This is a genomic window from Streptomyces sp. NPDC016640 (assembly GCF_043076215.1).
Taxonomy (GTDB): domain Bacteria; phylum Actinomycetota; class Actinomycetes; order Streptomycetales; family Streptomycetaceae; genus Streptomyces.
Genome location: NZ_JBIBRG010000031.1, coordinates 1 through 14,968, shown reverse-complemented (window position 1 = coordinate 14,968; position 14,968 = coordinate 1). Strand labels below are relative to the sequence as shown.

Below are 14,968 nucleotides of genomic sequence, written 5' to 3'. Positions count from 1 at the left end.
GGCGAGGACGTCGTGTCGGTGCCGGTGCTGCGCAAGGACCGGCCCGAGGAGACCGCGCTGCTCACCGCGCTGGCCCGGCTCCACGTCACCGGCGTGGACATCGACTGGGACGCCTGGTTCCACGGGACCGGTGCCCGCCGCACCGAACTGCCCACCTACGCCTTCCAGCGCGAGCACTACTGGCCCGAACCGGCCGTCGCGCCCGGCGCGGGAACCGGGCAGGACCCGGCGGACGCCGCCTTCTGGGCCGCCGTGGAGCGGGAGGACCTCCAGGCGCTGTCCGCCACGCTGGACCTGGACGACACGGTCCTGTCGGACGTGCTGCCCGCGCTCTCCTCGTGGCGCCGCGGGCTCAACGAGCGGTCGCTGGTGGACGGCTGGCGTTACCGGGTGACCTGGCGTCCGCTGACCGCCACCGCCACCGCCGCCGGATCCTCGGCGGCCGGGGAACCCTGGCTCGTGCTGATCCCGGCCGTGCTCGACGGTGACCCGTGGGCCGAGGCCGTCGCCGGTGCGCTCGGCGCGGACGCGGTGCGCGTGGTCTGCGCTCCGGACGACGCCGCTCTCGCCGGACGGCTGGCGCAGGCCGCCGACGGCACCGAGTACGCCGGCGTGGTCTCCCTGTTCGCCGCCGCGGCGGACGGCGGCGCCGACGGTGCCCTGCCGTCCGGTGCCGCCTGGCCCGACGCCCTGCTGGACGCCCTGGACGGCGCCGGGATCACCGGACGCCTGTGGGCCGTCACCCGGGGTGCCGTCTCCGTGGGCCGTTCCGACGCCGGAGCGGACCCCGTGCAGGCGGCGGTGTGGGGACTCGGCCGGGTCACCGCCCTGGAGCGCCCCGACCGCTGGGGCGGACTCGTCGACGTCGACCACGTGGCCGACGCCCGCACCGCCGAGCGCCTGCGGGCCGTCCTGACCGCGACCGGACCGGACGCCGAGGACCAGGTCGCGCTGCGCGCCTCCGGCGCCTACGGCCGACGGCTGGTCCGGGCGGCGGCACAGCGCCCGGACGCCCCGTGGCGCCCCACCGGCACCGTGCTGGTCACCGGCGGCCCCGAGGGCTTCGCCGGCCACGTCGCCCGCTGGCTGGCCGGGAACGGCGCCACCGGTGTCCTGCTCGCCGTCCGCGGTGCCGCCGACGCCGCCGCGCTCGACGCGCTGCGTGCCGAACTCGCCGAGCTGGAGACCGAGTTCACGTCGGTCGCGCACGACCCGGCGGATCCCTCCGCCCTCGCCGCGGCGGTGGACGCCCTGCCCGACGGCCGTCCGCTCACCGCCGTCATCCACACCGGCGACGACGACACCCCCGCCGAAGGCGCGGACGCACCCGTCGCGGACGCCCTCCTCGCCGCCGTGCGCCGGGACCTCGACGCGCTGGACGCGGCCACCGGGGACCGGAACCTGGACGCCTTCGTCGTGTTCGGCTCCATCTCCGGGGTCTGGGGCGTCAGCGGTCAGGGAGCCGGCGCCGCCGCGGGCGCCTACCTGGACGCCGTCACCCAGGAACGCCGGGCGGACGGACGTACCGCGGTCGCCGTCTCCTGGGGCGCCTGGACCGGCGCCGGACCGGACGGGCTCGCCGCCCACCTGCGCGCCAACGGCCTGCCCGCCATGGACCCGCACCGGGCCCTGACCGTGCTCGGCGCGGTCGTCGGCGACGCCGTCGCCGACCCGTCGGCACCGGCCTCGGTGACCGTCGCCGACGTGCTGTGGGACCGCTTCGCACCCGCCTTCACCCGCACCCGGCCCGGCCGCCTGTTCACCGAACTGCCCGAGGCGCGGCGCGCCCTGGACGCGGCCGGCGGCGGCGACCGCGCGGACGCGGGCACCGCCGACACGCTCCGCACCCGGCTGCGGCAGTTGGACGAGCGGGACCGGCTCCCGTACGCGCTGGACCTGGTCCGTACCGAGGTCGCCTCGGTGCTCGGCCACGCCGGCGCCGACGCCGTACCCGCCGAACAGGCCTTCAAGGACCTCGGGTTCGACTCGCTGACCGCCGTCGACCTGCGCAACCAGCTCGCCACGGCGACCGGGCTCACCCTGCCCGCGACCCTTGTCTTCGACTACCCGACGCCCACCGCGCTCGCCGCGCACCTGCTGACCGGGCTCCTCGGCGAGGACACCGGTCCGAAGGCCCCGGCCGCGCGCGGGACGGACGCCGGGGCGGCCGACGACCCGATCGTCATCGTCGGCATGAGCTGCCGCTACCCGGGCGGAGTGCGATCGCCCGAGGACCTGTGGGAGCTGGCCGTCGCCGGCACCGACGCCATCGGTGCCTTCCCCACCGACCGCGGCTGGGACCTGGACCGGCTCCGGCACGGGGACCGGGACGGACGGGGCCGCAGCGTCACCCGTCACGGCGGATTCCTGTACGACGTCGCCGACTTCGACCCCGACTTCTTCGGCATCTCCCCGCGCGAGGCCCTCGTCATCGACCCGCAGCAGCGGATCGTGCTGGAGGCCGCCTGGGAGGCCCTGGAGCGGGCCGGCATCGACCCGGTCGGACTGCGCGGCGGTGACACCGGCGTCTTCGTCGGCGGCGGCAGCGGCGACTACCGTCCCGCCATCGGCCAGGTCGGCCACGTGGAGACCGCCCAGTCGGCGAGCCTGCTCTCCGGCCGCCTGTCCTACACCCTCGGCCTGGAGGGGCCCTCGGTCAGCGTCGACACGGCCTGCTCGTCGTCGCTGGTCGCGCTGCACCTCGCGGCGCAGGCGCTGCGCAACGGCGAGTGCTCCATCGCCCTCGCGGGCGGTGTCACCGTGATGTCGACCCCGGTCGGCTTCGTCGAGTTCGGTGAGATGGGCGCCCTGTCCCCGGACGGCCGCTGCAAGGCCTTCTCCGACGACGCCGACGGCACCGCGTGGGCCGAGGGCGTGGGCATGCTCGTCGTCGAGCGGCTCTCCGACGCCCGCCGCAACGGCCACCAGGTCCTGGCCGTGCTGCGCGGTTCCGCGATCAACCAGGACGGTGCCTCCAACGGTCTCACCGCGCCCAACGGCCCCTCCCAGCAGCGGGTCATCCGCAAGGCGCTGGCCGCGGCCGGTCTCACCGCCCGCGACGTCGACGCCGTCGAGGCGCACGGCACCGGCACCGCGCTCGGCGACCCGATCGAGGCACAGGCCCTGCACGCCACCTACGGCCGGGACCGCGACCCGCAGCGGCCGCTGCTGCTCGGCTCGCTGAAGTCCAACCTCGGTCACACACAGGCCGCCTCCGGTGTGGCCGGCGTGATCAAGATGGTCATGGCGATGCGGCACGGCACCCTGCCGAAGACCCTGCACGTCGGCACGCCGTCCTCGCACGTCGCCTGGGACCCGGACGCCGTACGGCTGCTGACCGAGGAGACCGCCTGGCCCGAGACCGGGCGTCCGCGCCGCGCGGGCGTCTCCTCCTTCGGAGCCAGCGGCACCAACGCCCACGTCGTCCTGGAGCAGCCCGCGGCCGACGCCGAAGCGGACGCCGACGGCACCGCGCCCGTCCCGTCCGCCGAGGACAGCCCGGCGGCCGGCGGACCGCTGCCCGTGCCCCTGTCCGCCGTCACCCGCGACGCCCTGGCCGAGCAGGCGGACCGCCTGCTCGTCCGGCTCACCGCCGACACGGACACCGCGCACTCCGCAGCCCCGGTCGCCGACCTGGCGCTGTCCCTCGGCACCACCCGCTCGGCGTTCGAGCACCGCGCGGTGCTCCTCGCCGCCGACCGGGCCGAACTCCTCGACGCGCTCACCGCGCTCGCCGAGGACCGGACCGTCCCGAACGTCCTGCGGGGCCGTGCCGCCCCCGGCGGCCGGACCGCGTTCCTCTTCCCCGGCCAGGGCTCCCAGCGGCCCGGCGCCGGCCGCGGACTGTACGCGCGGTACCCGGTGTTCGCCGAGGCCCTGGACGCCGTCGCGGCCTGCCTCGACCCGGAGCTCGACCGGCCGCTGCGCGAGGTGATGTTCGCGCGGGAGGGAACGCCCGAAGCGGCCCTGCTGGACACCACCGGCTACACCCAGCCCGCGCTGTTCGCCCTCGGTGTCGCCCTCTACCGGCTGGTCGAGTCCTGGGGCGTCCGCCCGGACCTGCTGGCCGGGCACTCCGTCGGCGAGATCGCCGCCGCCCACGTCGCCGGGGTGTTCACCCTGGAGGACGCCTGCACGGTCGTCGCCGCCCGGGCCCGCCTGATGCAGGCCCTCCCGGCCGGCGGCGCCATGATCGCCGTACGGGCGAGCGAGGAGGAGGTCGCCGCACGGATCGGCGGGCGGATCTCACTGGCCGCCGTCAACGGCCCCGACGCGGTGGTGGTCTCCGGCGACGAGGACGCGGTCACCGCCCTCGCCGAGGAGTTCACCGCACTCGGCCGGAAGACTAGGCGTTTGCGGGTGAGCCATGCGTTTCACTCCCTGCACATGGACGCCATGCTGCAGGACTTCGGACGGGTCACCCGGAGCGTGTCGTACACCTCGCCCAAGCTGCCCCTGGTGTCGAACCTCACCGGGGAAACGGCCGCACCGGAGCAGGTGTGCGACCCCGGGTACTGGGTCGAACACGTCCGGGGCGCCGTCCGGTTCGGCGACGGCGTACGCACCCTCGCCGCCCGCGGCGCCACCCGCTACCTGGAACTCGGGCCCGACGGCGTGCTCTGCTCCCTGGCGCAGGACACCTTCGACGTCCTCGCCGACGACAACCGGCCGGCCCCGGCCGCCGTACCGGCGCTGCGCACCGGACGCGACGAGGAGCGGTCCCTGATCGGCGCGGTGGCCCGGCTGCACGCCGCCGGCCAGCCGCTGGACTGGGCCGCGCTGCTCGACGGCACCGGCGCCCGTCGCGTCGACCTGCCGACGTACGCCTTCCGGCGCCGCCGGTTCTGGCCCGACGCGGCCCCCGCCACCCCGGACGCCGCGGCCGGCGCAGGTGACGGCGACGCCGCGTTCTGGGCGGCCGTCCAGGGCGAGGACTTCGACGCCCTCGCCGGTGTCCTGGGCGTCGACGGGGAGTCCCTGTCCCGGGTGCTGCCCGCCCTGCGGGACTGGCGCCGCAAGCGCGGCGACCAGGCCACCGTGGACGGCTGGCGCCAGCGCATCGCCTGGCGTCCCCTGAACCGGGCCGGCACCACCGGCACCCCGGCCGGCACCTGGCTGGCCGTGCTGCCCGCCGGAGGCGCCGACGACCCGTGGACCGCCGAGGTGCTGCGCCTCCTCGGCCCCGCGACCGTCCGCCTGGAGGCGGACGGCGCCGACCGCGCGGACCTCGCCGCCCGGCTGCGCCGCCTCCAGGACGGGAACGTCCCGTTCACCGGCGTGGTGTCGCTGCTCGCCCTCGCCGGGGGACACGACCCGCAGGCCCCCGGCACCCCGCACGGCGCCACCCTCACCACCGCGCTGCTCCAGGCACTCGGGGACGCCCGCGTCGACGCACCGTTGTGGTGCCTCACCCGCGGCGCCGTCGCCGTCTCGCCCGGCGAGGGCGTGCCCGCGCCGCTGCAGGCCGCCGTGCACGGCCTGGGCCGGGTCGCCGCGCTGGAGTACCCGCACCGCTGGGGCGGCACCGTCGACCTGCCCGAGACCCTCGACGAGCGGTCCGCGCAGCGGCTCGCGGCCGTCCTCGCCGACCCCGAGGGAGAGGACCAGCTCGCCGTCCGGCCCGCCGCCGTCTTCGGCCGCCGGCTCGCCGCCGTACGGCCCGGCACCCCCCGCGACTGGCAGCCCACCGGCACCGTCCTGATCACCGGCGGCACCGGCGCCCTCGGCGCCCACGTCGCCCGCCGCCTCGCCGGCGCCGGGGCCCGCCACCTGGTGCTCCTCAGCCGCAGCGGCCCCGACGCGCCCGGCGCCGGCAAGCTCCGCGCCGAGCTCGCCGAACTCGGCGCCGAGGCCACCATCACCGCCTGCGACACCGCCGACCGGGACGCCCTGGCCGCCGTCCTCGCGGACATCCCCGGCCACGCGCCCCTCACCGGCGTCGTCCACACCGCGGGCGTCCTCGACGACGGCGTGCTCGACAGCCTCACCCCCGAACGGTTCGAGGCGGTCTTCCACGCCAAGGTCACCGGCGCACTCCTCCTGGACGAGCTGACCCGGGACCACGACCTGGACGTCTTCGCCCTGTTCTCCTCCGCGTCCGCCGCGGTCGGCAACCCCGGCCAGGGCAACTACGCGGCGGCCAACGCGGTCCTCGACGCCCTCGCCGAACGCCGCCGCGCCGACGGCCTGCCCGCCACCTCCGTCGCCTACGGCGCCTGGGGCGGCGACGGCATGGCCGGCGACGGCCGCGCCGCCGCCCTCGCCCAGCGCACCGGCATCCGGCCGCTCGACCCGGACCTGGCGGTCCTGGCGCTGCGCCAGACCGTCACCGGCGGCGACCCGGTCGCCGTCGTCGCCGACGTCGACCCCGAGCGGTTCGTACGGGCCTTCACCACCGTGCGGCCCAGCGCCCTGCTGACGGAGATGCCCGCCTACGCGGCCCTCACGGCCACCGCGACCGCCACCGGACACGACGCCGACCGGGCCGCGCCCGAACTGCGCGACCGGCTGGCCCGGCTGCCCGGCAACCGGCGCCTGGGGACCGTGCTCACCCTGGTACGGGAACGCGCCGCCGACGTCCTCGGCCACACCGGAACCGACCTGGTCGGCCCCGACCGGGCCTTCCGTGACCTCGGCTTCGACTCACTCGGCGCCGTCGAGCTGCGCAACCAGCTCGGCGCCGCCACCGGACTCACCCTGTCCGCCACCCTCGTCTTCGACCACCCCACCCCCGCCGCCCTCGCCGAGCACATCCTCGGCGAGCTGCTGCCCGGCGACACGCCGGGCGGCGAGAGCACCGACGAGAACGCGCTGCGCGCCGTCCTCGCCTCGGTGTCCCTCGACCGGTTGCGCGAGATCGGCGTCCTGGAACCGCTCCTGAAGCTCGCCGGGCGGGCCCAGGCACCGGCGGCAGGGGCGCAGGCGGAGGGCACCGGCGCCGAGGACGTGTCCGACGCGTCCATCGACGCCATGGAGGTCGACGACCTGGTGCAGGCGGCACTCAACGGCAACCTTGACGAACAGCGGGACTGACGGAGCGACCATGACCACGCCCAGCGAAAAAGTTGTCGAAGCTCTCCGGGCCTCGCTCAAGGAGACCGAACGGCTGCGACGGCAGAACCGGGAACTCGCGGCCGCCGCCGCGGAACCCATCGCCGTCGTCGCCATGAGCTGCCGCTATCCCGGAGGCATCGCCTCCCCCGAGGACCTGTGGCGGCTCGTCGAGTCCGGCACCGACGCCATCTCCGGATTCCCCACCGACCGCGGCTGGGACCTCGACGCCCTGCGCGACGCCGGTACGGACGCGCGCGGCCACTCCGTCAGCCAGCAGGGCGGCTTCCTCGACGGCGTCGCCGACTTCGACGCCGCCTTCTTCGGGATCTCGCCCCGCGAGGCCGTCTCCATGGACCCGCAGCAGCGCCTGCTGCTCGAGACCTCCTGGGAGACCCTGGAGCGGGCCGGCATCGACCCGCAGAGCCTGCGCGGCAGCACCACCGGTGTCTTCGTCGGCACCAACGGCCAGGACTACGCCTACCTGCTGGTCCGCTCCCTGGCCGACGCCACCGGCGACATCGGCACCGGCATCGCCGCCAGCGCCACCTCCGGCCGCCTGTCCTACACCCTCGGCCTGGAGGGCCCGGCGGTCACCGTCGACACCGCCTGCTCCTCCTCCCTGGTCGCCCTGCACGCCGCCGCCCACGCCCTGCGCGCCGGGGAGTGCGGCCTCGCCCTCGCGGGCGGCGTCAACGTCATGTCCGCGCCGGGCTCCCTGATGGAGTTCAGCCGCCAGGGCGGCCTGGCCGGCGACGGCCGCTGCAAGGCCTTCTCCGACGACGCCGACGGCACCGGCTGGTCCGAGGGCGTCGGCATGCTCCTGCTGGAACGCCTCTCCGACGCCCGCCGCAACGGCCACCCCGTCCTCGCCGTCATCCGCGGCTCCGCCGTCAACCAGGACGGCGCCTCCAACGGCTTCACCGCACCCAACGGCCCCTCCCAGCAGCGCGTCATCCAGCGTGCCCTGCACACCGCCGGCCTGACCACCGCCGACATCGACGCCGTCGAGGCCCACGGCACCGGCACCCCCCTCGGCGACCCCATCGAGGCACAGGCCCTCCTCGCCACCTACGGCCAGGGCCGCGACCCCGAGCAGCCGCTGCTGCTCGGCTCGATCAAGTCGAACATCGGGCACGCGCAGGCCGCAGCCGGTGTCGCCGGCGTCATCAAGATGGTCATGGCGATGCGCCACGGCGTCCTGCCGCCCACCCTGCACGCCGACCGGCCGTCCCGGCACGTCGACTGGAGCGCGGGCGCCGTCCGCCTCCTGGGCGAGCGCACCCCCTGGCCGGAGACCGGCCGTCCCCGCCGGGCCGGCGTGTCCTCCTTCGGCATCAGCGGCACCAACGCCCACGTTCTGCTGGAACAGGCCGAACCGGCCCCGGAACCCGACGAGCCCGCCGCACCGTCCCCCACCCCGGCGGTCGTGCCGTGGCCGGTCTCCGCCAAGACCGAGGAGGCCCTGCGGGACCGGCTCGCGCAGATCACCGCACCGACCGGCGCCACCGCGCTCGACACCGGCTACTCCCTGGCCACCGGCCGCTCGGTGTTCGAACACCGGGCGATGCTGCTCACCGGCGCCGACGGCGTACCCGCCGAGGTCGCCCGCGGCCGGGCCACGGAACGCTCACTGGCCGTCCTGTTCTCCGGCCAGGGCTCCCAGCGGGCCGGCATGGGCCGCGAACTGTACGCCCGTTTCCCGGTGTTCGCCGAGGCCCTGGACGCCGTGCTGCACCGGCTCGACCGCGAACTCGACCGCCCGCTGCGCGACATCGTCTTCGCCGGCCGCCGCACCCCCGAGGCGGACCTCCTCGACACCACCGGCTACACCCAGCCCGCGCTGTTCGCCGTCGAGGTGGCGCTGTACCGGCTCGTCGAATCGTGGGGCGTGACACCGGAGTTCGTGGGAGGCCACTCGGTCGGCGAGATCGCCGCCGCGCACGTGGCCGGGGTGCTGTCCCTGGACGACGCCTGCACGCTGGTCGCCGCCCGCGCCCGGCTGATGCAGGAACTCCCCTCCGGCGGCGCCATGATCGCCGTACAGGCCACCGAGGAGGAGATCACCCCCAGGCTGACCGGCGGCGTGTCCGTGGCCGCGGTCAACGGCCCCGACGCCGTGGTCGTCGCCGGCGTCGAGACCGAAGTCCTGGCGCTCGCGGCCGAGTTCTCCGCCCAGGGACGCAAGACGCAGCGCCTGGCGGTGAGTCACGCCTTCCACTCGCCGCTGATGGAGCCGATGCTCGACGCCTTCCGCGCCGTCGCGGAGGCACTGACCTACCACGAGCCCGTCGTCCCGGTCGTCTCCAACGTGACCGGCGAGATCGCCGGCCCCGGGCTGCTGTGCTCGGCGGACTACTGGGTGCGCCACGTCCGGGAGGCCGTGCGCTTCGCCGACGGCGTGCGCGCCCTGGCCGGCGCCGGTGCGAACGCGTTCCTGGAACTGGGCCCCGACGGCGTCCTCACCGGGATGGCCGCGCGGGTGCTCGACGGCACCACCGACACCGTCTCCGCGGCGGCCCTGCGCAAGGACCGCGCCGAGGAACGCGCCCTGCTCACCGCGCTGTCCCGGCTCCACGTCGCGGGCGTACGCGTCGACTGGGCCCGCTGCTTCGACGGGACCGGTGCGCGCCGCACCGACCTGCCCACCTACCCCTGGCAGCACGAGCGGTACTGGCCCGTCCTGATGGCCGCCGCCGGCGACGTGACGGCCGCCGGTCTCGTCTCCGCCGAACACCCGCTGCTGGGCGCCGCGGTGTCCCTGGCCGGCCTCGACGGGGTCCTGTTCACCGGGCGGCTCTCCGCGCAGACCCACCCCTGGCTGATGGACCACACGGTGGGCGGCGTGGTCGCCTTCCCCGCCACCGGCTTCCTGGAACTCGCCGTCCGCGCCGGCGACCAGGTGGGCTGCGACCGCATCGACGAACTCACCCTCGCCAAGCCCCTCATCCTCACCGAGAACGCCGCCGCCGTCGTCCAGGTGTGGGTCGGCGCCCCGGACGAGACCGGCGCCCGCAAGGTCACCGTCTACTCGCAGGCCATGGACGACCCGGAGCAGCGCTGGACCGAGCACGCCAACGGCGTCCTCACCACCGGCGAACGCACCACCGCCTTCGACGCGAGCGTCTGGCCCCCGCGCGGCGCCGTCGCCGCCGACCTCGAGGGCTTCTACGAGCGCACCGAGTACGGCCCCGTCTTCCAGGGACTGCGCGCCGTCTGGCGGCGCGGCGACGAGGCGTTCGTCGAGGTCGCCCTGCCGAGCCAGGTCGACGACGCCGAGTACTACGGCATGCACCCGGCCCTGCTCGACGCGGCCGTGCAGTCCGTCGGCTTCGTCGGCCTCGGCGACGGCAAGAAGCTGCTGCCGTTCTCCTGGTCCGGGGTGTCCCTGCACGCGGGCGGCGCCTCCGTGGTCCGCGTCCGCGTCGCCCGCGTCGGCGAGGACTCCGTCTCCATCGCCGCGGTCGACGTCGAGGGCGCGCCCGTGCTCTCCGCCGAGTCCCTCATCCTGCGCGTCCCCTCCGCCATCCAGGCGCCCGCGCTGCGCAGCAGCGAACAGGACGGCCTGCTCCGGCTCCAGTGGACCCCCGCCGCCGACGCCGGCACCGACACGGACGTGCGCTGCGCCGTCCTCGGCGCCGGCACGGGCCTGCCGGGCACCACCGTCACCGGCCTCGCCGACTGCCTCGCGGCCTCCCCGCTGCCCGAGTTCGTCCTGGTGCCGCTGGACGGCACGGGCGGCGAACTGCCCGCCGCCGCCCACTCCCTCACCGCCCGCACCCTCGACCTGGTGCGCCAGTGGCTGGAGCTGAACCCCTCCGGACCGTCCCGGCTGGTGTTCGTCACGCGCGGCGCCGTCGCCGCCGACACCGGCGAGCGGGTACGCGACCTCGCCGCCGCAGCCGCCTGGGGCCTGGTCCGCAGCGCCGAGGCCGAGAACCCGGGCCGCTTCGCCCTGCTCGACCTCGACGCGGACGCCACGGGCACCGACGTCGGCACGCTCCTGGGACGACTGCCCGCGCTGCTGGCCGGCGGTGACACCCAGTTCGTCGTCCGCGACGACACCGTACGCGTCGCCCGGCTGGCCCGGCTGACCAGCGGCGAGAGCCTGCTCCCGGTCGCCGGACTGCCCTGGCGGCTCGACAGCGACGACCGCGGCACCCTCGACGCCCTCACCCTGGCCCCCGCCCCGGAGGCGCTCCAGGCGCCCGAGGGCCGGCAGGTGCGCCTCGAAGTGCGGGCGGCCGGGCTGAACTTCCGCGACGTGATGAACGCGCTCGGCATGTACCCGGGTGAGGCCGGGCTCCTCGGCTCGGAGGCGGTCGGTGTCGTCGCCGGGACCGGCCCCGAGGTCACCGGACTGCGGGCCGGCGACCGGGTGATGGGCATGGTGCCCGGCGGTCTGGCCGACACCGTGCTCATCGACGAGCGCTACCTCGTCCACGTCCCCGACACCTGGACGGACGAGCAGGCGGCGTCCGTGCCGCTGGTGTTCCTGACCGCCCTGTACGCCTTCCGTGACCTGGCGGGTCTGCGGGCGGGGGAGTCGGTGCTGGTGCATGCCGGTGCGGGTGGTGTGGGTATGGCCGCGGTGCAGCTGGCCCGGCATCTGGGTGCGGAGGTGTTCGCGACCGCGAGTGAGGGCAAGTGGGACACGCTGCGGGGTCTGGGTCTGGACGAGGACCACATCGCGTCCTCGCGTGACCTGGGCTTCGAGGAGAAGTTCCGGGCGGTGACCGGTGGCCGGGGCGTGGATGTCGTGCTGAACGCGCTCGCGGGTGAGTTCGTGGACGCCTCGCTGCGGCTGACGGCCGATGGCGGCCGGTTCCTGGAGATGGGCAAGACCGACATCCGCGATCCGCGGGCGATCGAGCGGGTGGTCTACCGGGCCTTCGACCTCGGTGAGGCGGGTCCGGACCGTACGCAGGAGATGCTGCGGGAGCTGGTGGGCCTGTTCGCCGGGGGTGGGCTGCGGCCCCTGCCGGTGACGGTGTGGGACGTGCGGCGGGCGCGTGAGGCGTTCCGGTTCATGAGCCAGGCCAGGCATGTCGGCAAGATCGTGCTGACGATGCCGCGGCGCTGGAACCCCGACGGCACCGTCCTCATCACCGGCGGCACGGGAGGCCTGGGCCGGGAGCTGGCCCGCCACCTGGTGTCCGCGCGGGGCGCGCGCCGCCTCCTCCTGGTGTCCCGCCGGGGCATCGAGGCCGAGGGCGCCGCCGGACTGCGTGACGAACTCGCGGCCGCCGGTGCGGTCGTGGACGTCACCGCCTGCGACATGGCCGACCGGCAGGCGGTCGAGGCGCTGCTCGCCGGCGTCCCCGCCGCGCACCCGCTGACCGCGGTCGTCCACGCGGCCGGTGTGCTGGACGACGGCGTGGTGACCTCCCTGTCGGCGGAGCGGGTCTCGGACGTGCTGCGGCCCAAGGTCGACGCCGCCTGGCACCTCCATGAGCTGACCCGGGACCTGGACCTCGCCGCGTTCGTCATGTACTCGTCGGTGTCGGGTGTGATGGGCAGCGCCGGTCAGGGCAACTACGCGGCGGCCAACGTCTTCCTGGACGCCCTCGCCCAGCAGCGTGCCGCCGCCGGCCTGCCCGCCCTCTCCCTGGCCTGGGGCGCCTGGGCCCAGAGCGCCGGGATGACCGGCACCCTCTCCGACGCCGACATGCAGCGCATCGCCGCGTCCGGCGCCGCCCCGATCCCCGTCGAGCGCGGCCTCTCCCTCTTCGACACCGCCACCGGATCCGCCGAGGCGCTCGTCGTCCCCATCGGCTCCACCGGCGGCGACCTGCGCATCCCGGGCGAGGTGCCGCCGCTGCTGCGCAACCTGGTGCGCTCCGGCCGGCGCTCGGCCGCCACCGCCGTCGGCGGCGCGAGCACCGCCGCCGACCTGACGCGCCGCCTCCTGGCCCTCCCCGAGGACGAGCGCGTCCGCCACCTCGTCGAACTGGTGCGGGTCGAGGCCGCCGCCGTGCTCGGCCACTCCTCGCCCAAGGCCATCGAACCCGGCCGCGAGTTCCGCGAACTCGGCTTCGACTCGCTCACCGCCGTCGAACTGCGCAACCGCCTCACCACCGCCACCGGCCTGCGACTGACCGCCACGCTCGTCTTCGACTACCCGACCCCGCACGGCCTCGCCGAGCACCTGGTCGCCGAACTCCTCGACGAACACGGCGACCTGGGCACCCCGCTCGTGGCCGCCGACGTCGCCGACGACCCGGTGGTCATCGTCGGCATGGCCTGCCGCATGCCCGGCGGCATCACCACCCCCGACGAACTGTGGCGGATGCTCGCCGACGGTGAGGACCGCATCACCGCGTTCCCGACCGACCGCGGCTGGGACCTGGACACCCTGTTCGGCGGCGGCCACGACAACCGGGGCGTCAGCGCCACCCGCCGCGGCGGCTTCCTGCACGACGTGGGCGGCTTCGACGCCGGCTTCTTCGGGATCTCCCCGCGCGAGGCCCTCGCCATGGACCCGCAGCAGCGGCTGCTGCTCGAGACGTCCTGGGAGGCGTTCGAGCGGGCAGGCATCGACCCGCAGAGCCTGCGCGGCAGCGCTACCGGCATCTTCGTCGGCACCACCGGCCAGGACTACGCGACCCTGGTGATGACCTCCCGCGAGGACGTCGAGGGGCACGCCAGCACCGGCCTCGCCACCAGTGTCATCTCCGGCCGGGTCTCCTACGCCCTCGGCCTGGAGGGCCCGGCCCTCACCGTCGACACCGCCTGCTCCTCCTCCCTGGTCGCCCTGCACCTCGCCGCCCAGTCTCTGCGCAGCGGGGAGAGCTCCCTCGCCCTCGCGGGCGGCGTCACCGTGCTGTCGACCCCGATGAACTTCTCCGGCTTCACCCGGCAGGGCGGCCTGGCCGGCGACGGCCTGTGCAAGGCGTTCGCCGACGCCGCCGACGGCACCGGCTGGTCCGAGGGCGTCGGCATGCTCGTCCTGGAGCGCCTCTCCGACGCCCGCCGCAACGGGCACGAGGTGCTCGCGGTGGTCCGCGGCTCGGCCATCAACCAGGACGGCGCCTCCAACGGCCTGACCGCCCCCAACGGCCCCTCCCAGCAGCGCGTGATCCGCCAGGCCCTGGCGAGCGCCGGGCTCACGCCCGCCGACGTGGACGCCGTCGAGGCGCACGGCACCGGCACCACCCTCGGCGACCCGATCGAGGCACAGGCCCTGCTCGCCACCTACGGCCAGGACCGGCCCGCCGACCGGCCGCTGCTGCTCGGCTCCATCAAGTCGAACATCGGCCACACCCAGGCCGCCGCCGGCGTCGCGGGCGTCATCAAGATGGTGCTCGCCATGCGCCACGGCGCACTGCCCAAGACCCTCCACGTCGACCGGCCCTCCACCCACGTCGACTGGGAGGCCGGCGCGGTACGGCTCCTCACCGAGCCCACCGAGTGGCCCGACACGGACCGGCCGTGGCGCGCGGGCGTCTCGTCCTTCGGCCTCAGCGGCACCAACGCCCACGTCATCCTCGAACAGCCCGAACCGGCCGCGGAGGATCCGGAGACGGTCACCACGCCGTCCGTCTCGCCGGCCCTGGTGCCGTGGCCGGTCTCGGCGCGGTCCGAGGACGCCCTGCCCGGACAGATCGACCGGGTGACGTCCTTCGACGCCGGGTCGGTGCTCGACGTGGGCTTCTCGCTGGCGTCGGGGCGTTCGGTGTTCGAGCACCGCGTGGTGCTGCTCGCGGGCACGAGCCCGGAGGGCGGGGCGCCGGTCGAGGTGGCGCGTGGTCGTGCGGCCGAGCGGTCGCTGGCGGTGCTGTTCTCGGGGCAGGGGTCGCAGCGGGTGGGGATGGGGCGTGAGCTGTACGCCCGGTTCCCGGTGTTCGCCGAGGCGCTGGATGCGGTACTGGCGCGGTTGGACGTGGAGCTGGAGCGTCCGTTGCGGGAGGTGTTGTTC

2 protein-coding genes are annotated in these 14,968 nt (G+C 75.7%); both read left to right on the top strand.

Annotated features, from left to right (window positions below):
* Positions 1 to 12: 12 nt before the first annotated feature.
* Positions 13 to 7,032 carry a type I polyketide synthase gene (locus ACF07S_RS33150; RefSeq protein WP_391975899.1) on the top strand — a complete coding sequence of 2,340 codons (7,020 nt, stop codon included), beginning with the start codon at positions 13 to 15 and terminating at the stop codon, positions 7,030 to 7,032.
* A gap of 10 nt (positions 7,033 to 7,042) precedes the next feature.
* On the top strand, positions 7,043 to 14,968 hold a 7,926-nt coding region (locus tag ACF07S_RS33145), incomplete at its 3' end, for an SDR family NAD(P)-dependent oxidoreductase (protein ID WP_391975898.1).